Here is an 18,417-nt window from a genome sequence, read left to right on the forward strand (position 1 = left end):
AGGTCTTATTGATGGTATTTTTGGTCTTATTTTCGCGTTTATAGCTTTAATGATTGGTGGATTAATGGGTATCTTCCGTAAAGGTTAAGGTAAAGCTACTGTATCTGCTTAAAATAGGCACTCAAAAGAGTACTTTTATTTTTTTATTAAATTATCTAATACATCTAAGATTTACAGGAGGAATAGCTTTGACACTATTTAAAAGATTTTTAATTGTCGTCTTAATATTGACGATAATGTATGCTGCAATTTTGATGGTTACATATGGTGCGCTTTATGAAACAATTGGAGAATTCCCAAGCCTCACATCTAGAACGATTTTCCATACCATGTTTATGACGTTCACTTACACTATAATTATCGGGATTTATTATTTAATTAAAGGATTTATTAAACTCTTATTAAAAAAAACAGCAAAAAATCATTTCGTTTTTTCAGGATTACTAATGTTAATGGCAATTATTATAGTAGGTATATCACCAGAAAAAGAACCTATGAACCGACTAAACTTTAATGAACAAATCGTTGAAGAAAATGAGGTACTTCACAAAAACATAAAAACATTAGAAACAGAAAATAAGGCTCTTGATGATCAAGTGAAAAAGTTAGAAGAAGAGTTAACAAAGCAAAACAGGTCTAAAACAGAGGGATCTCCTGCATCTCAAGTTATAACACACGAGAACCCTAATAAATCTGTTCCGCCATCTACAAATGAGCCAAAAACTAACACAGCCGACTACGATAAAAACGGTAATTATAAACCAGTGGACCAGATGACACCTGAAGAAATTAGAAAAGAAGCTGAAGGAATGCTAAAAGAAGCATTAGAAAGAGATGGAGTAAAATAGCAAAATATAGATTTTGTTCACTTTTACGATACATTTATGAAACATTCATATGTTACGTTATATAAGTCCTTTTTTGAATCATTTTCATTCTGTCAAAAAGTCCTAGCCCCTCTAGGGCTTTTTACGTTCAAATAAAGAGGTATACCAAATTTCTCAATGTACAATACAACTTAACATGGTAAAATAATATTTGGATTGGCGTCCAATACATATTATTAAAATTAAAGTGGTTCAAGTCGGAGAAAGGCACCTTTGGGTGTCTTTTCTTTATGCATAAAAAAGCCTTATCTTCCTATAAAAAAGATAAGACCTTTATATACTACCTATTATCCGGTTCATCAGTTTCATAACACATTTAGCTTCTCCAAAAAGACCACCAGTGTCCTATTCTCCACCATAATACGCATACTTCCCAGGTGAACCATTATCTCGTATACTTGGATATGATTTTAGTTTATATTCATAAACCTAAAACATAAAAATATAACCAGATTACCATGATTAGAATTCCCATAACAGTAACTAATAGGAGTTTACCATCCGCACCGGTAATAACTTCTTTTAGATTTTCTTTTGCTTGTTGTTTCTTTTCTCCACTTGAAAAAAGATAAATAATGAAATAAGTAACCACTAAGAAGAATGAGAATATTATATCTATCATTACTTATGTACCTCCCTAATGCGTGCTATTAATTTCCTTATACGTTTTAAACTAAGATATCTGAAATCATAATGTTAATAAATATATCCCCCCGATTAAAAGTGCCGCAGCAAAGACTAATATTATTATTCCATCAGGACTATTAAGAATTTCTTTTATATGTTTTTTTGCTATTTGCTTAGTTTCTCCACTTGAAAAGAGATAAACAATGGAATGGAGAATTAGTAAGAAAAACGCCGTAACTAACTCTATCATGGTTTATGTACCTCCTAATATATATGTACCTTTAATTATCTAGTAATTTTCTTGCACCTTGTATCAGCCTGAGTAACTGGAATGTTTAGTTCAATAAAAACCAAATGATAAAAATTACTCCTATAACTGCTAAAGTTCCAAAAAAACCTACCAACATTTTTCCCTCAGGACCATTAATAAGCTCTTTTAAAACTTCTTTTGCTATTCGCTGACCTTTACCACTTAAAGTTATTGAAAGAATAAAGAATATTACCACTAATACAAATGAAAAAATTATTAGTTCCATGACTTGTATACCTCCCTAATATATGTTCGTTATTAATTAACCAATAATTGCCTTATACATTATACCAACTAGGGTATATAGAAGTATAACAAATTATTTTTATAATTTAATTTATTAATTGGTACCGTAGTAATAAAGGATAGTCCAAGGAGGAGTAAAGCGCCTTAGGGTGTCCTTTCTTTATTTCCAAAAAGGGTATCGAGGGACTAGCCTTTTCTAATTTGAAAGTAAACTTTTGAATATAAATTCAAAAAAAAGTTTGAGTTCTATACTTCTTACCCCATAAATAATTTAGTTTTCTTCCAATCATTGACTTGAGATTCACTACTAATAGAACTAATTATTTTTAAATCTTTTCATATTAATTGTATAGCTTGAATATTCAATTAAATATTTATAAATAAATTAAAATGTTAGAAAATACAAATAATATGGTATTGTTATTTATGTAATATTCATTCCAAAAAAGGGGGATTTTTCATGTTCAAGAAAGTAATAATTGGAACATTAGCAACTGGAATTATGTTATCTGGTGCTGGAGGAGTATTTGCGGAAACACCTACTGATACAGGTGTAAAATTAAAAACGATTGATAATAAAAAAAGTTTTGTTAAGAAAAAAGAAAAACAAGACTTTCCTGGTTACAAATCAAAAGGGGAAATACCTACTGTAAAAGAGTGGGATGGAGTGACTTGGTATTTAAAAGGAGCAACTGAAGTAAGTAAAAATTCATGGACAGGACATTATGAAGGATGGCGAACAAGTAATAATTAAGAAACTTTAATTAAGTTTTCCAAGAAAACAAGTAAACAAATAAAAAGAAGACCGAACTAGATTGTTATTCTAGTTCGGTCTTCTTTTTATTTTAAATTCATTAATAATTAATTTTTTCATATCACTATAAAATACCATTATTAACATCCCTAATATAGTTATAAATAAAGAAATTCCTTCAATGCCATTTTTCAAAATTAAGATGGTTCAAGTCCCAGGAAGGCACCTTTAGGGGTCTTTTTTTATGAATTTAAAGCCCACCTATTTCCTTAGGTGGACTACTTGTGATTTTACACAATTAAGTTATAGCAAAAGCATTTATATCGAAAGTAATTAATATTAACTTTGTAACCCTAATACCCTAATAATCTCAATTGTTTTATTATCTTTTATTTTAAAATAAAGCCTTTTCCCTATACGTTCACTAATTACAATATTTCCAGAGGCTAATTTACGCAAATGTTGTACAATCAAATCTTCTGTAATTTTTGTTTGCTTACTTAAATCAGAAACTGACAACGATCCATATGTAGTCAATTTACAAACAATTGATAATCGAGTAGAATTCCCTAATAAGCCTAAAACTTTTATACTTTCGGTATAGAAACTAAAATCCATCTGAAAAACATGTAACAGATCTTCCAACCTCCTAAAATAAGATGAATATCAACCAAAATATCTTAACATAAAAATAGTAAAAAACACCCTAAAATATACCAATTATTCATTGAGAAAAATGATACTTGAATGGAAATCCAATACATATTATTAAATTTAAAGTGGTTCAAGTCGGAGGAAAGCACCTTAGGGTGTCTTCCTCCGACTTGAAATTCATAAAATTCCTATGTAATTAAAATGAAATTTTATACATTTCCATCAAACAAACTACTAATTATTTTCTTGATTTAATTCCATTTCCTTAGTTTCCAAATAATCCATGTACTCATGCCAATCATTAAAACTTAGCTTATCTTCTTTCCCTTCTAACAACTCCAACGTCTCTCTTGCCTTTTTTAAATCTTCTACGTACAAATAAGATACTCCTAATATATAAACAAAATCATTTTGTAAATTCCTCTTATCTTTTAAAATATTAATTATTTCATTGTATTTAGGATTTTCACTACTAAACTCTAAATATGCTATATATTCTTCAACATCTTTAACTTCAAATACATATGGATTTTCTTGCTGTTGTTTTTTTATTTCTTGAAGCAAATCAATACTTTTTTGAATGTTTTGCTCCTCACCAATATCCACTAACACTTGAGCTAATAAATATTTACAAAATGTATCATCTGGGTTATCGACTAAACTACTCTCAAAACATACTTTTGATTTTAATAAATCTCTTTTTGTACCTTTATAAAATACCATCCCCGCTAAAACCTTATCCTCAAAAATTTCTAAGTAATCATCATTATCCAAATTATGCTTAGTTCTTATCTTATCGTAATCTTTTTGTTCTAAATTTCTTAATGCAAATATCCATTCTTTCCCTTCATATATCTGTTCCTTATATTCCACAAGGATTGCAAATACTCTTTCAAATGTCAAAAATATAGTAACTGTTAAAAATAGCAAACTTATGGAACCTTGTGTTTTATTTTGTAAAATATTCGAAATTACAATAGGTATAAACACTATAAATACGACAAATCTTTTCGCTCTAATACTATCTTTATTAAAACTTGAATACGTAATTAAAATAACAAAAATAGCTGTCCAAAAAAACAAAATCTCCAATATATGGGCTACAAAGAAAGTATCTGGCACCATTGCATATGTAATAAATAATGTAACAAAAATAAAAATTGGCCCTATAATAACTAAAGATTTTTCTATTTTTAAATTTATAACTACTAAACGTAATATACTATTACTTATCGCTAAAATTTTCACCATTCTAAACTCATTATTATCTTTATTTAAATAGACTATAATAGCAGAAATAAATGCTATTAAAACTAACCATAAAAATATATCTTTAAAACTTATATATAGACTTGGTATTATAAGTAAGGAGGGTGATAAGAATTCTCTCTCTCCTGTAAAGATATATCCTAAATTTTTTACAAAAGATACAATAATGCTATTAAAAGATGGTAAGAAAGTAATAAAAACATATAGTAATGCCCCAAAAAAATACGAAAATAATAATAATGCCATTAAATCAATTGCATAAATACCAAATTTCTTTTTAAATTTATTCTCGGATTCATTCAATTCGTTTTCCAACTTATCAAAGTTTAATAGGGCATTATCGAGCCTCTTTATAATTAATAAAAATATTCTCAAAAAAACCATAAATTATATTCTCCTTCCTGCAAAATTTCCTATTAAATTTAATAAATAATAGATTATTTAACTATATAGAGAAAATATTATTCAATCTATATGTTAAATTTAAAATATAAATAATCCCATTTATTGATGGTATAATAAGCTTACTCGATAATTGTTGTATTTTTAGCAATACAATACCTTCTTAGCACCAAATGTCCAAGTAAAAGAGAACTCATAAAACGCCTTAAATTAGCAAATTTAAATATCAATATTTTATTATAAAATAATACATTAATATTAACACTGAAAATTTGTTATAATTAGTAAAGAATTCTATTAATTAGATAGAGAGGATACAATATTATGGGTTATAAATTTCGTAGAATTATCCAGTTTTCCCCGGGTGTGAAAATTAACTTTACATACACAGGTATGGGAGGGAACTCTATTTCACCTGAATCAAGAACAACAACTTATGTACCTGGAACTGGAATCTCGTATACACCACGAATAGCTGAGTCAAACAATTATTATATACAACGAGGATATCAAGGACCAAACACTTCCTATCCCACTATGGATGAACAAGATTACAATACGGTAAATGCATTTGAGCCAGTAAAAGAAACCCAAACTTACCTTGTTACTGCTTTTCGTAAAAAGGATAATCAAGTAAACTCCGTAGGTAGAAAACTAATGAAACCACTTTCCATAATTACAGGCGTTTTTGCGGGCCTATTCTTAATTATGATGCTTATTATACCTGCTCTAATCATGGCATTCTTTTCTTTCCTATGCTATAAAAATATAAAAACACCATTTGCAGTTGTATGCCCAGAATGTGATGCTGAAAATCTATTCATTTTTGAGGAAGAGAAGATTACTTGTCGTAAATGTGAGAGCACTCTTATAATCCAAAAATAAATAGTTCTCAAATTAACGGCTTTTTTAGTAGACAAAACAATAAAAATCTAATTATAAATATAAACAGATAATAGAGAGGCAAGTGAATATCATCATTAATTTTGAAGCGTTTAATCCAACTATAAACGACTTAGCTATTAAACTTGCTATGGTACTGTTTATACCATTATTCTTAGCATTGATTGTCAAAGTGATACTTATGAAATTTATGAAAGAATCGATTGCTGGCAGATTAGCAAGTCTATCTTTGTTATTTTTTATGTACTATGTATTTAAATTTGTTACAGCTTAAAAGGCACCTTATGGTGTGTTTTTATGTATTAAAAGACCTACCTATTTCCCTAGGTAGGCCTTTTGTGACTTTGTATTTACAAACGATGATATTATAACAAAACTCCTTAATCCTCAAACTCCCTGATTGTTCTTCTTTAATATACTTAAGATGATTCTATATATATTAGTCTAAAGTACGAGCAGCTGCATAGAATGATCCAGAACCACCATTTCTGTGAGTAACTTTAAGCTTATATTTACCTTTTGGAAGAGTATTGTACGTATTTGTAAAACCCTTTCCTGCTACTAACGATCCAGAACCAATAACATTACCTTTTGAGTCTTTTAAAGACCAATCAAGTGTACCTTTAGTATTGTTTGTCATATGAACTCTCATATCTGCTTTTTTTACATGCTCGAACGATACTTCTCTTTCACCATTTATCAGACTGAAATCATCTTTAAGTATTTGGGTACGTTGGATAATTGGTGCTGAATTTTTAGTATTATCTACACCTTCTGTACTTGCTGATGCTGCTCCAATCCCTCCAGTTAATGCGATACCAGTTGCTAATGCTCCTACTACTAATTTCTTAAACATAATAAATCCCCCTTAAATATTTTTTATAACTTGCACCTTAAATGTATCAATTTTTCATCTTTTGTAAATATTTTAAATTTGTAGAAATATTTATTTAATTATTAACAATATTGGGATTGTATTTTATCAAATGGAAAATAGAGGGATTTACAATGATATGTAATAATGCATAATAAATCAAGCAAATATCATGATATACTCTCAAAGAGCTGATACAAAATTTCTTTAGATTGGAAAACTAAAGTCTTATCTACCTAAAAGGAAGGCCCTTATGGCGTCTTTTTTCTATTTTCAAAAGGACCTGCTCAATTAATTCTTAAAAACATAAGGTAAAGTGAACCCATTAAAATCCATGGAATGAACCCTAGTTTTACCCTCTAATCTAAAGGAGGCACTATTGTTATGGGATATGGTGGTAGTTGTGGTGAAGGCTGCGGTTTCGCTGGAGGATTCGCTTTATTAGTTGTATTGTTTATTTTATTAATCATTATCGGATGCAGTTGCTTCTGCTAAAAAACTATTGGAAAAGGCACCCTTATATGGGCGCCTTTTTGTATATTAAAAACCTCCCTATTTCCGTAGGCAGGCTAAATGTGATTTTGCACAATTGAGTTATAGCAAAATCATTTATATTGAAAGTAATGAAAATTAACTTAGTAATCCTAATACCTTAATAATCTCAATTGTTTTATTATCTTTTATTTTAAAATAAAGCCTTTTCCCTATACGTTCACTAATTACAATATTTCCAGAGGCTAATTTACGCAAATGTTGTACAATCAAATCCTCTGTAATTCTTGTTTGCTTACTTAAATCAGAAACTGACAACGATCCATATGTAATCAATTTACAAACAATTGATAAGCGAGTAGAATTCCCTAATAACCCTAAAACTTTTATACTTTCGGTATAGAAACTAAAATCCATATGAAAAGCATGTAACAGATTTTCCAACCTCCTAAAATAAGATGAATATCAACCAAAATATCTTAACATAAAAATAGTAAAAAACACCTAAAATATACCAATTATTCATTGAGAAAAATGATACTTGAATGGGAGTCCAATACATATTATTAAAATTAATGTGTATTGGACTTTCCATCCTCAATGAATGGAAAGTAGAGATGCTTCAATTATGTACCGATCTGGAGCGTCTCCTATATAGTCAAAAGGATAACAAGTTGTTAATGTTAATGTTGGCTCACTTTTTTCTACAATAACTGTTCGATCTTCTGAATCTGTTATCCAATGCTTGTTAATTTCATATGTATATGTTTTATTTTCATATTCCACGATAAGTTGGTCATTTTCCTTTAATTGACCAAGCTCGGTAAAAACAGTATCTCTATGTCCACTTAAAACTGTATGACCATTTCCGGATGGTGTAGTAGTTAAGTCACTAACAAACATACCTACACCCTTTTTTAGTACTTTATCATCAGCTCCCCAATATATAGAGTATTTCTTTTGTATTTTAGGGATAATTAAATATGCTACTTTATCTCCTAACTGATGGTTTACCTTTGAAGCAGGAATTTGTACAGGTTTTTCTTGTAATGAAGTGTCAGTCTTTATCTCTGTCTCTGTTTGATTGATGTTTTGCGTTTCATTTTCTTTAGAAGGTGTGGAGGTCTCATATTGTTTAGCCTCGTTAGTTGTTAACGACTCTGCTGATTGTCTAGCACTATACCATTCTAGAAAATAATAGGAAAAGATAGTAAGTCCAATAACAGTTAAACATAAGCCTATCCATTGTTTTTTATTCACTTTTATCACTCCATTTGAAAACGACAGGATTTCTCCTGCCGTTTTAAGGAACTATTTTATGCGTTTGTCTTTTTACGACGGAACATTAATACAGAACCAGCTAATGCTAATCCTAAGCTTGCTAACATCATTGTAACACCGTTTGATGCTGTATTAGGTAATTTTTCACCTTGTTTTTTCGTTTCTTTTTTCACAACTGTATTAGTATTTTTCTTTGTTTCTTTTGCAGTCGTTTGAGGCTTAGTTTGTTCTTGTGTAGTATTTGTTGTTTGGTTATTTTGTTTTGAATTCTCTTGCTTAGTGTTTTCTTGTTTAACAGGTTCTTGTTTAGTATTTTCTTGTTTAGGTTGTTCTTGAGGTTTAGTAGTTTCTTTATTTTCTGTTGTAGTATTTGTGCTCTTTGGATATTTATAATCTTCACATGGAATGCCGTCTTTATCATTATCTAAACGGTGTGGATCATTTCCAACACCATATCCATTTTGATCCCAGAATGCTTGAGCATCTTGTTGACTTTTAAAATGGCCACAGTTTTTTGTATCATTAGGACTCTTAGCTGCAAATGCAGAAGAACTGTACCCCACTGTTAATAGTGTTACCGCTGTTGCTGAAGCTAATAATTTTTTCATAAATTTCTTTATCCCCCTAAATGGTATGTATTTACATTGAAATATTTTACATTTAAAAATCTAAAAATACAATAATAATTTGTAGATAAATGTAAGATTTCTAGATAATAATACCAAATTGTTAATTCATATATTGTCATATTATGTCGAAAGAAAATAAAAAAAGAGCCACAGCTCTCTTTAATAACTAATACTAACCATAGTCACTATTCTCACAGTAATATGAATTTGATTTATCACAACAAATATATGTTGTTTGTTGGATAAATAATGGCCTTGATGAGGCGTTAACTGAAGTGGCATTTAACATCCTCAAATAAGAAAGTCCTTGTATCTCCCTGGTGTTAATCTAATTGTTTGTGGAGTTGTGGATTTAAATGGTCTACTAGTCAATGTGACGAACGCAGCAAATACAAAGCTAAAACTAAAACGAATAAGAGTCTTAGTGTGGTTAGTTGTAAAATTTTCAAATAGAGTAATTGTAGAGTTAGGTGGAATTTCAAGACTTGTAAGGTTAGTTTCTGATCCGAAAATTGTAAAGGTCTCTATAAAACTGTTGGTAGAGTTTGAAGAGTTACATGATTATCTTTATTGGAATCAAAATAAGCTTACACATCCAAACTGTTGATAATAGCTAATATTTGATGATCTGTCCATTTGCCATTAATCCTTATATTTTCTTTCGCTATACCTTCTTTTTTAAACCCCACTTTTTCTAATACACGAATAGATGCTATATTATCAAGCATCGCTCCTGCTTCAATTCTATGTAGCTTTAATTCCCTAAAAGCAAAATCTACAACAAGTTGAAGAGCCTCTGTTGCATAGCCCTTTGCATTATGCTCCTTATCTAAAGTGAATCCCGTATAACAGCTTTGGAGGTCTCCCCTAACAATTTGAGTTAATGAAATGTCTCCGATAAGTTTATCATTTTCTCTTAAAAAGATTCCAAAAGGGTATACTTGTCCTTCAGCTGTCTTTTTTAGAGCTTGTTCAAGACGTATTTTTTGATGTTCTTCTGTATAAAAAACTTCTGGGAGCAACGGGCAAACTCGTTGAAAAAATTCGCGATTTCTAATATGTAAGTTAGCTAACTCGTTAGCATCAGCAGTTTTATAAAGCCGAATATAAATGTGCTTCCCTACTAGTTTCATAACATCCCTCCAACATTTTTATATGTCTAATGAGGCAAAAGTATACCGTATACTTTATACAGTTGGCTATTGTCAGGAATCATTTTGCACGAAAGAAAAGACACTCTATATGAGTGTCTTTTCCAATAGTTTTTAGCAGAAGCAAGAAGCTCCAACGATGATTAATAAAATGAATAACACAACTACCACCATAACCCATAATAGTTCCTCCTTTAGATAAGAGGGGAAAACTAAGGTTCACTCATGTATTTTAATGGATTCGTTTCATCTTATGTTTTTCCGCATTGATTGAGCAGGTCCTTTCGAAAACTATTCACATATTAACTATATTTTTAAAAATAAATAATTTAACTATATCAATAGATAGATAAATTAATATAATGTATTAATCCTAAAAGAAGGGAGGAATAGCCATGCAATTAGTTTGTTTTAAAATAGTAAGTGGTCAATATTTCTTATTTGTAGAAGGTATTCAAATTCCTGTACCAATTCCAGCAGTTGCTGCAGCTTTATTAATTGGTTTAGGAGTAATTCCACTTTGTTCTTAATGTAAAGAATTCGGACCATTCCTATCTTTCCATTGGAAAAGCCTCAAGTATATGAATACTTGAGGCTTTCTTTATATCAGAGAAAAAACACCTTACAGCGCTTGAAGATCTCCTGATTTAATTAATGCGGCCGTTACATCATCACCGAAAGTATTGAGACAGAATACTTGCTCGTCTACCTTATCCATCACTGTAGCTTCACCTATCTTGCCACCTTGAAGTTTAATAAAATAGTTATGTTCTTCTACAATTTTACTAAAATCTCTATTTGCCCATCTTTCAGTAATTGCTAATAGCTCTTCTTTGTTCTTGAAATTGTTTCCGTTTAGAATATTTCTTACTTTCTCTGCATTCTTTTTGGACATAGGGGTTGCTCCCTTTCCTTCACACGCTTTTACTTTTTGATGAGTCATGCTATGCATAGCTGAAATAACTTCTTCTTCAGTAGAAGTTACTGTAATGTGAAGTTGTGCATTTGAACCTTTCACTTCTGCTTCATTCGATAGTATGTCTTCTTTATTAACCTCTGCAAAAACATGGTCCTCACCCTTAAGCGGGACTTCAGCAAACTGTAATATTCCATAAGTCATACCAGTTGCAAGTACTACTCCCCCTATAATAGATGCTAGCCAATACTTTAGCTTCTTATCCATCTTCATTCCCCCGTCTTCGTTTACATATCTTAACTAAAGAATACCATATTTAATTCCTTTTTATTGAAGAGTCTCTAATTTCTACCATTTAAAAATATTCTCATCGTTTAATGTAATACGATATAATCATTTTATAATACAAAAAAACCCATATTCTCATTCCCTATTTTTTTGGAGGTGATTGTCTTGAATAAAAACATCAATCTACTTCTTCAAATAATAATTGGAATTATAATTATGATTGCACCTATTCTCATAACAGGATCTATATACGATGTCACTAAATCATTTGGTGAACTATTAGTGGCAGAACTTATTATAAGAACTCTTTCTCTCATTATTGGACTTTTAGTTATTAGCACAGCTTTGCATCGTTATTCTCAATAATTATTCATGTTCAAAAAATACAAATATTTTACATACCAATTCTTATGTATTAAGACATCAAAAACAAGTGTTACGAAAAAAATATAAAAAAGACATCTTTTTTAGGGAAAGATGTCTTTTTTATATAAACCTTAATGTTCGTTCTGTAAAACCCTCGCTGCCTTTACTCCCTCTTTCTCCTCTTTTAAAAACAACGATACGATAAAAGCAACAATGATAAAGACTAACCCTAGTGCAAATGCACCTTGGAATCCAGACGTTAAACCGTTTAACTTCTCTACTGGATCCAGTGGATTTGCGGAGCTTTCCATATAGCTAGTTGTTCCTGAAGACATTTTCGATATGAATATAGCTGTACCAATTGCGCCAGCTACTTGTTGCAGTGTACTAAACAGTGCTGTTCCGTGCGGATATAAATCTGGTGTTAATTGATTTAAACCGTATGTTTGTGCTGTCATAACAAACATGAGTCCAACCATTAATACGCTATGCATAACAATAATTTGTACCATTGATGTATCAGGAGTAATGCCTTTAAATAAGAACATTGCTATCCCCACTAACACAATACCGGGAACGATAATAACTTTCGGACTAAATTTATCAAATAGTTTACCTGCGATTGGTCCCATTATGGCGCTAATAACACTTCCCGGAAGCATGATGATTCCTGATTTAAAAGCTGTAACGAGTAAAACTGTTTGCAGGAACATCGGTAATAAAGTCATCGTTGAAAATAACGACATCATCACAATGACGATTAATCCAATTGATAATGTAAACATCGGGACTTTAAATGCGCGTAATTCTAAAATTGGATTCTCAATTTTTAATTGTCGGACGACAAAAATACATAATGAGATAAGCCCAACAAGTAAAGTGCCATACACTTTCGCATCGGACCATCCTAAATCACCCGATGCACTAAAGCTATACACAAGTCCGCCAAATCCGAGTGTCGATAAAAGGATAGATGGATAATCTACTTTTGGCCTTGTTAACTCTGAAACATTTTGAATGTACTTCATTCCAATCATAATGGAAATGATCACGACAGGAATAACAATATAGAATAACCAGCGCCAATTTAGTGAGTCTACGATTACTCCAGATAATGTAGGACCAATTGCCGGAGCTGCCATCATCACAAGTGCGATTAATCCCATTGTGGCACCACGTTTTTCAGGTGGACAAATGATTAAAATCGTATTCATTAATAACGGTGTAATTAATCCCGTCGCTACAGCTTGGACGATACGGCCGACTAATAAAACAGAAAATGTCGATGCGGATCCCGCAATTAATGTACCAGCTAAAAACGTTACCATAGCGATCAAAAACATTTGTCTTGTTGTGAGCCATTGCTGAAGTAACGCTGTAATTGGAACTAAAACCCCAACTACTAACATGTACGCTGTAGAAAGCCATTGAATCGTTGAAGCTGTTACGCCAAATTCTTTCATTAATACTGTTAACGCATTACCAAGTAATGTTTCATTTAATAATGCAACCATTGCCCCTAAAAGTAATGCAATTAAAATAGGGGTATGTTTCATATTAGAAGTATCAACTTTGCCACTTGCTGGGCTCTTAGTTGTCATATTCATTTGCAAATTCTCCTCCTGTTTCTTACTAAAAAACTTTAAATACACCAGAACACATGTAATATAATATACATATGTAGATTAAAAAGGGAGAATCAATTTTCAGCCACTGTATATTTAATCTACAAAAAAGGAGAATTGTAGATGAACGATAATGAAAAACAAATTGATTTACGTATTAGACGTACACATAAATTACTATGGGATTCCTTATTTGAATTAATGACACAATCAAAACAGAAATATAGTACGATCACAATTAACCAAATATGTGACCGCGCGATGGTACACCGAACAACCTTTTATAAACACTTCGAAGATAAAGATGCTTTATTAGCATTTGGATTTAAACGATACAGCAAGATGATTGCGGGAATACCGGTTTCAGATCGATTAAGTAAACCATTTCAAGTAATGGAACAATTTCTACACCATGAAGAAATCGGTAAAATATTAGAAACGCAAATGTCTGATGAACAATTTATTAACCGGACACAGTATTTAAGTCACGAAACGAGAAAACAAGAAATAGAAGCGTTACATCAACTGCGCAAAAATCATACGATGCCAAATGATCTAATCATTGAATTTTATTCAGGGGCAATCACCTCATTAAGCGCATGGTGGTTTAAAAATGAAAGAAAAGTTTCTGCTGCTGAAATGGATAGGTATCTCCACCAACTTATTAATCGGGATATTTTTCAGTTTGGAAAAGAATAGATAATTTTATCGATAAAAAAAGCCCATATGAAATGGGCTTTTTGCATACTATTTATTCTCTTTCAACTTCTCTAACTCCCGCTGCACTTCTTCTTGTAAATTTTTATCTAACACTTCTTGTTGATTCGGAGACTTCATATTGTAAAAGTAGTTGCTAGCAGCTGTTTCTGCTTCTAATTTCTGTACGTACGATTCAATACGTGCAAAACCTTTCGCTGTACTTTCTGTATGGAACGAATCAATCGCTCTGTTGCTTTCTTTTATCGCTTGCGCCGCATTTAACCTTGAAACAAGAACAAGTTCTTTATATTGCAATTCTCCATATTTCTTTTGCAGTTTGTCAATTTGTTCATAAAGCGTCGCTGTTTGCTCTTTTGTTATTTCGTACTGCTGGCGGTATAACTCCGCTTTTTTCTCATTCACAATTTTTTCTTGCAAAGCTAACTGCGCCATATGATCTTCTTCACGTGATACGGCAAGTTCCGCTTGGCGCGTTCTCTTCGCAATAAGAGCATTCGTTTCTGAAATTAATGCTTCATATTTCTTTTCTAAATAATATTGATGCGAAAGTGCTTTTTCCGCCTTCGTAATTTGCTGTTCTGTCTCGCGAAGATATTGCTTTAACATACTAACCGGATTTTCTATTTTATCTAGCGTTTGATGCACATCCGCCACTACAATATTTTTAATACGTTTTAAAATACCCATTATTACTTCTCCTCCTTACGAATACTTCTTTCCCATTGATCTAAAATATCCACTTGTTGGTGCACTTGAAAATCGCTGTATACATCTATATGAGTTGCCAATCTTTTTTCTTTTAATTTTTTATATGTCCAAACAATTATCGCAACAAATGCGAGCACCGGAAGAACTGGTAATACACCAATAACTAGGAGCAATATGCCTGTCCACTTTTTAACCATATTTCCTTCAGACTTACGAAGCATGTACCAGCCGAAAAGAACAAATCCAAACGCTAACAAGAATGGTATAAAGAATAAACCTTCAAACTCTTTTTCGTGGTGTTTTTCATGATGCTGATCTCGCTCAAAGTTATTAAATTTTTCTTTTTGCGTAACGAAAGCTTCTCTTTCTTTATCGTGAGAAACTGTATATGCTGCTTGCTTATGTTTCTCATGCCCCCACCTTTCAAACTTCATACTATGTAATCCAAACAATAGTAATCCCAGAAGTAACGGAAGGATCAAAACCCATTTTAACCAACGCAATTTTTTACGTTTATTCTTTTTCATCTGTTCACCACCATCTATCCTTCGTTTTGAAATAAGTAAAAAATGTATGACCTCCCTTTACCTTTGATACATACGATTGTAAAACGTAGACGTGAGAAGAAAATGAAGGAAGCATGATGAATATATGAGAAATATATAAGAAATTTCTCATAATGATTTCAAAACGAAAAAACCTAACTTCTCCATATAAAATAGAGAAATTAGGTTCTTTTTCATTCTTTCTATTCCCTTTCGTAAATCACTTCCCAATCTTCTTCAAATCCGAACTCTCAATAATCGAATGCGAATATCCATCTTTCCCAACTCGCACCATCGCTCTTCCTAATCGTGCTGAAGTAATTCTGTTTCCGAGTCTCTTCAGTTTTATATTTATGTATAGTCTTTATTAAGACGGACCATAACCAATAAGATGAGCAATTATAACTGCTATTAAACCGATTGAGTATTCAATTAGAATTAAAGGAAGAATCCACCTTGCCCACCTTGTCCATGAAATTCCTGCAATTGCTAATCCAGCCATTAGCGTACCACCTGTCGGAAAAATAATGTTTCCAATACCATCCGCGAATGAAAAGGATAATACAGCTGTTTGGCGTGTAATGTCCAATAAATCTGCAAGTGGCGCCATGATAGGCATTGTCAACATTGCATGACCACTACCTGATGCTAAAATAAAATGAATCGCTACTTGGAAGTTGTACATTCCAACAACACTTAAAAAAGGAGAAATATGTTCCATTCCTTCCGACACTTGATAAAGTAGCGGGTCTATAATATGCCCTTGATTCAATACAACTAAAATAGCGCGTGATACACCAATAATTAATGCGCCGCCGATTAAAGATGCCGACCCTTGTGTAAAAGATTCTACTGTATCATCAAGAGATATCTTGCCAAGAATTGCAATGATTATAGTTAAAATAATAAATAAGGCTGCAATTTCTTTTATATACCACTCGTACTTAATAACACCAAATACAAGAATAATATAATTGATTAAAAAGGCCGTTAATATCCATTTATGTCTTTTTGTTAAACCTACTTTAGCTGTTAGTAGGCTGTCTTGCTTATTTGTATCGAATTTTCCGTAAATTCCGCTTGCAGGATCCCTCTTTACTTTCATAGCATGACGATAGACGAATGTAACAGCAATTACATATATGACTACGAATAAAATGAGGCGGAACCCCATCCCTGAATACATAGGAAGACCCGCTATCCCTTGCGCAAGTCCAACTGTAAACGGATTCATAATTGCCGTTGTAAATCCAACGGACGCTCCTACTAGTACCATCGCGGTTCCTGTTATCGTATCAAATCCAACCGCAAGAGCTAGCGGGATGAATAGAGGGACATACACTAAAGCTTCCTCAGCCATTCCCATTAATGACCCGCCAAGCGCAAAGAACAGCATGATAATAGGAATCATTAACTTTTCACGGTTAGCAAGTTTTTTTGCCATCGTTGAAACAAGAGCCTCAACCGTACCGGATGCCTTTAATACACCAAAAAAACCTCCAATAATCAGAATAAAAAAGATAATATTAGCAGCTTCTACCATCCCTGTAGGAATAGATTTTACCGTATCAAAAAATCCAAGTGGCGTTGATTCAATCCATTTAAATGAATTTGGATCTACTGTTGTATACCCGTTTTTTTCAATCTGTTCATATTTTCCTGCTGGCAATATATGTGTAATAACAGCCGCAATAACTAACAAGACAAGTAACATTGCAAATACGTTTATTTTCCATTCTTTTTTTTCCTTTTTTTCTTCTGGCTCGAATGAAACTGCCTTTTCTGATACTTGACTCATATACCAATCCCCTTTGCAATAGAATGAAACTTTAATCAGTGGGGGTTTCGTTCATCCCCCACTGATTATGCAGCCAGCAGTCTGGTTTCCCCACTACCATGACGTACCAAGCTATCCACCAATTCTTTTATTTATAACACGCTAGGATTTAACTACCTTTTTACTAATTTCATTTACAAATTGGTTAAATAAACGTTGCTGCAAGACATCCTTTTCCGACATCATTTCTGGATGCCATTGAACGGCTGCTACATAACGATGAGCTTTCGATTCAATAGCCTCTATTACACCATCAAAGGACCATGCGCTCGCCTCGAAATCTTTTCCTAATGTTTTCACTGCTTGATGGTGAAAAGAATTAACCATTAAAGATTTTTGGCCAATGGCCTCATAAATTTTTCCCTCTTCCAGAAGATCTACAGAATGAGAGCCTTGCCATTTACGGAACTGTTCTCGAACATGGAAATATTCTGGCCCCATCTCGTGCTCTAAGTCTTGATAAAGAGATCCACCAGCTGCAACATTTAACACCTGTAATCCTCGGCAAATTCCTAGAATAGGAATATCTTTTTCTAAAGCCTGCTTTGCCAAATTTAATTCAAAATTATCTCGTTCTTCCTCTACAGTACCTATATATGATTTTGGAGTATCACCGTAATAAATTGGATTGATGTCCGCGCCACCAGCCAATAACAATCCATCTAATTGATTAAGTGTGGACTCAATTTGATCAACTTCCTCAATTGGAAGTAGAACAACCGTTGCACCTGCTCGTTGAATTGAACGAATGTAGTCATAAGAAAAGATAGCCATATCTTGACCTGGTAGCCCTCGTAAGCCCTCCTTCCCTATTTCACTATGATCAATATAATACCCCGTAACACCAATTAGTGGTTTCATTTTCTCTCACCTCATAATTTAAATGGTTTCGTTGTCTTTCTCTGCTGAAATTGTATACTCTTAACCTCCCTT

At 32.2% G+C, this 18,417-nt stretch carries 25 protein-coding genes; 8 read left to right on the forward strand and 17 right to left on the reverse strand.

What is annotated here, in order from left to right:
* Positions 1 to 188: 188 nt before the first annotated feature.
* On the forward strand, positions 189 to 848 hold the full coding sequence (locus B9A45_RS25285) for a hypothetical protein (protein WP_016109356.1): 660 nt from the start codon (positions 189 to 191) through the stop codon (positions 846 to 848).
* 460 nt (positions 849 to 1,308) lie between these two features.
* Here B9A45_RS25285 and B9A45_RS25290 read toward each other — a convergent pair whose 3' ends face one another.
* The 3 genes from B9A45_RS25290 to B9A45_RS25300 all read right to left on the reverse strand — a co-directional run bounded on the left by B9A45_RS25290 (position 1,309) and on the right by B9A45_RS25300 (position 2,050).
* Complete coding sequence (locus B9A45_RS25290; RefSeq protein WP_000565400.1) at positions 1,309 to 1,509, reverse strand: hypothetical protein; 201 nt, start codon at positions 1,507 to 1,509, stop codon at positions 1,309 to 1,311.
* A gap of 66 nt (positions 1,510 to 1,575) precedes the next feature.
* Positions 1,576 to 1,764, reverse strand: a complete 189-nt coding sequence (locus tag B9A45_RS25295) for a hypothetical protein (protein ID WP_000571721.1) — start codon at positions 1,762 to 1,764, stop codon at positions 1,576 to 1,578.
* A gap of 85 nt (positions 1,765 to 1,849) precedes the next feature.
* Complete coding sequence (locus tag B9A45_RS25300) at positions 1,850 to 2,050, reverse strand: hypothetical protein (RefSeq protein ID WP_000420155.1); 201 nt, start codon at positions 2,048 to 2,050, stop codon at positions 1,850 to 1,852.
* Positions 2,051 to 2,530: 480 nt separating this feature from the next.
* On the opposite strand from B9A45_RS25300, the gene B9A45_RS25305 reads away from it, so the two are divergent.
* Entirely contained in the window at positions 2,531 to 2,824 is a 294-nt protein-coding gene (locus B9A45_RS25305) for an LCI fold-containing protein (protein ID WP_000475232.1), read from the forward strand.
* Between the two features lie 339 nt (positions 2,825 to 3,163).
* On the opposite strand, the gene B9A45_RS25310 is transcribed toward B9A45_RS25305, so the two are convergent.
* Complete coding sequence (locus B9A45_RS25310) at positions 3,164 to 3,442, reverse strand: ArsR/SmtB family transcription factor (protein ID WP_016109355.1); 279 nt, start codon at positions 3,440 to 3,442, stop codon at positions 3,164 to 3,166.
* A 270-nt stretch (positions 3,443 to 3,712) separates the two neighbouring features.
* Positions 3,713 to 5,131 (reverse strand): hypothetical protein, encoded by a 1,419-nt coding sequence (locus B9A45_RS25315; protein WP_016109354.1) that lies wholly within the window; start codon positions 5,129 to 5,131, stop codon positions 3,713 to 3,715.
* A gap of 342 nt (positions 5,132 to 5,473) precedes the next feature.
* Here B9A45_RS25315 and B9A45_RS25320 point away from each other — a divergent pair, with 342 nt between their 5' ends.
* Positions 5,474 to 6,034, forward strand: coding sequence for a DUF4236 domain-containing protein (locus tag B9A45_RS25320; RefSeq protein ID WP_000540755.1), 561 nt, complete (start codon positions 5,474 to 5,476; stop codon positions 6,032 to 6,034).
* A gap of 82 nt (positions 6,035 to 6,116) precedes the next feature.
* Positions 6,117 to 6,326: a hypothetical protein gene (locus B9A45_RS32905; protein WP_001021326.1), complete on the forward strand. Its 210-nt coding sequence runs from the start codon at positions 6,117 to 6,119 to the stop codon at positions 6,324 to 6,326.
* Between the two features lie 165 nt (positions 6,327 to 6,491).
* Here B9A45_RS32905 and B9A45_RS33260 read toward each other — a convergent pair whose 3' ends face one another.
* On the reverse strand, positions 6,492 to 6,908 hold the full coding sequence (locus B9A45_RS33260; RefSeq protein ID WP_053512727.1) for a hypothetical protein: 417 nt from the start codon (positions 6,906 to 6,908) through the stop codon (positions 6,492 to 6,494).
* Positions 6,909 to 7,310: 402 nt separating this feature from the next.
* Here B9A45_RS33260 and B9A45_RS25335 point away from each other — a divergent pair, with 402 nt between their 5' ends.
* Entirely contained in the window at positions 7,311 to 7,421 is a 111-nt protein-coding gene (locus B9A45_RS25335) for a YjcZ family sporulation protein (RefSeq protein WP_000540371.1), read from the forward strand.
* Positions 7,422 to 7,556: 135 nt separating this feature from the next.
* Here the strand turns inward: B9A45_RS25335 and B9A45_RS25340 are convergent, their stop codons facing one another.
* The 5 genes from B9A45_RS25340 to B9A45_RS25365 all read right to left on the reverse strand — a co-directional run bounded on the left by B9A45_RS25340 (position 7,557) and on the right by B9A45_RS25365 (position 10,653).
* Positions 7,557 to 7,835 (reverse strand): ArsR/SmtB family transcription factor, encoded by a 279-nt coding sequence (locus B9A45_RS25340; RefSeq protein ID WP_053512726.1) that lies wholly within the window; start codon positions 7,833 to 7,835, stop codon positions 7,557 to 7,559.
* A gap of 180 nt (positions 7,836 to 8,015) precedes the next feature.
* On the reverse strand, positions 8,016 to 8,678 hold the full coding sequence (locus B9A45_RS25345) for a class D sortase (protein ID WP_001036101.1): 663 nt from the start codon (positions 8,676 to 8,678) through the stop codon (positions 8,016 to 8,018).
* A 56-nt stretch (positions 8,679 to 8,734) separates the two neighbouring features.
* Positions 8,735 to 9,307: an excalibur calcium-binding domain-containing protein gene (locus B9A45_RS25350; protein WP_004418231.1), complete on the reverse strand. Its 573-nt coding sequence runs from the start codon at positions 9,305 to 9,307 to the stop codon at positions 8,735 to 8,737.
* A 608-nt stretch (positions 9,308 to 9,915) separates the two neighbouring features.
* Positions 9,916 to 10,461, reverse strand: coding sequence for a GNAT family N-acetyltransferase (locus B9A45_RS25360; RefSeq protein ID WP_000779761.1), 546 nt, complete (start codon positions 10,459 to 10,461; stop codon positions 9,916 to 9,918).
* A gap of 132 nt (positions 10,462 to 10,593) precedes the next feature.
* Positions 10,594 to 10,653 carry a YjcZ family sporulation protein gene (locus tag B9A45_RS25365; protein WP_074628568.1) on the reverse strand — a complete coding sequence of 20 codons (60 nt, stop codon included), beginning with the start codon at positions 10,651 to 10,653 and terminating at the stop codon, positions 10,594 to 10,596.
* A gap of 221 nt (positions 10,654 to 10,874) precedes the next feature.
* Here B9A45_RS25365 and B9A45_RS32915 point away from each other — a divergent pair, with 221 nt between their 5' ends.
* On the forward strand, positions 10,875 to 11,009 hold the full coding sequence (locus B9A45_RS32915) for a hypothetical protein (protein ID WP_001177693.1): 135 nt from the start codon (positions 10,875 to 10,877) through the stop codon (positions 11,007 to 11,009).
* A gap of 92 nt (positions 11,010 to 11,101) precedes the next feature.
* On the opposite strand, the gene B9A45_RS25370 is transcribed toward B9A45_RS32915, so the two are convergent.
* Positions 11,102 to 11,662: a PRK06770 family protein gene (locus B9A45_RS25370; RefSeq protein WP_000358637.1), complete on the reverse strand. Its 561-nt coding sequence runs from the start codon at positions 11,660 to 11,662 to the stop codon at positions 11,102 to 11,104.
* 186 nt (positions 11,663 to 11,848) lie between these two features.
* Between B9A45_RS25370 and B9A45_RS25375 the strand changes: the two genes are divergently transcribed.
* Positions 11,849 to 12,049 (forward strand): hypothetical protein, encoded by a 201-nt coding sequence (locus tag B9A45_RS25375; protein WP_001038824.1) that lies wholly within the window; start codon positions 11,849 to 11,851, stop codon positions 12,047 to 12,049.
* 131 nt (positions 12,050 to 12,180) lie between these two features.
* Here B9A45_RS25375 and B9A45_RS25380 read toward each other — a convergent pair whose 3' ends face one another.
* Complete coding sequence (locus B9A45_RS25380; protein WP_084065313.1) at positions 12,181 to 13,656, reverse strand: MDR family MFS transporter; 1,476 nt, start codon at positions 13,654 to 13,656, stop codon at positions 12,181 to 12,183.
* 141 nt (positions 13,657 to 13,797) lie between these two features.
* On the opposite strand from B9A45_RS25380, the gene B9A45_RS25385 reads away from it, so the two are divergent.
* The gene (locus tag B9A45_RS25385; RefSeq protein WP_000999283.1) at positions 13,798 to 14,373 is read left to right on the forward strand and encodes a TetR/AcrR family transcriptional regulator; all 576 of its coding nucleotides are present in this window, start codon (positions 13,798 to 13,800) and stop codon (positions 14,371 to 14,373) included.
* Positions 14,374 to 14,421: 48 nt separating this feature from the next.
* On the opposite strand, the gene B9A45_RS25390 is transcribed toward B9A45_RS25385, so the two are convergent.
* From B9A45_RS25390 to B9A45_RS25410, 4 genes are all read right to left on the reverse strand, one after another.
* Positions 14,422 to 15,081 carry a PspA/IM30 family protein gene (locus B9A45_RS25390; RefSeq protein WP_016109349.1) on the reverse strand — a complete coding sequence of 220 codons (660 nt, stop codon included), beginning with the start codon at positions 15,079 to 15,081 and terminating at the stop codon, positions 14,422 to 14,424.
* Between the two features lie 2 nt (positions 15,082 to 15,083).
* Positions 15,084 to 15,629 carry a hypothetical protein gene (locus B9A45_RS25395; RefSeq protein WP_053512725.1) on the reverse strand — a complete coding sequence of 182 codons (546 nt, stop codon included), beginning with the start codon at positions 15,627 to 15,629 and terminating at the stop codon, positions 15,084 to 15,086.
* A 385-nt stretch (positions 15,630 to 16,014) separates the two neighbouring features.
* Entirely contained in the window at positions 16,015 to 17,445 is a 1,431-nt protein-coding gene (locus tag B9A45_RS25405) for a YfcC family protein (RefSeq protein ID WP_016109347.1), read from the reverse strand.
* Between the two features lie 141 nt (positions 17,446 to 17,586).
* Positions 17,587 to 18,345, reverse strand: a complete 759-nt coding sequence (locus tag B9A45_RS25410) for a gamma-glutamyl-gamma-aminobutyrate hydrolase family protein (protein WP_000803235.1) — start codon at positions 18,343 to 18,345, stop codon at positions 17,587 to 17,589.
* Positions 18,346 to 18,417 lie beyond the last annotated feature (72 nt).

Origin of the sequence: Bacillus sp. JKS001846, assembly GCF_900176455.1 — a bacterium.
Taxonomy (GTDB): Bacteria; Bacillota; Bacilli; order Bacillales; family Bacillaceae_G; genus Bacillus_A; species Bacillus_A cereus.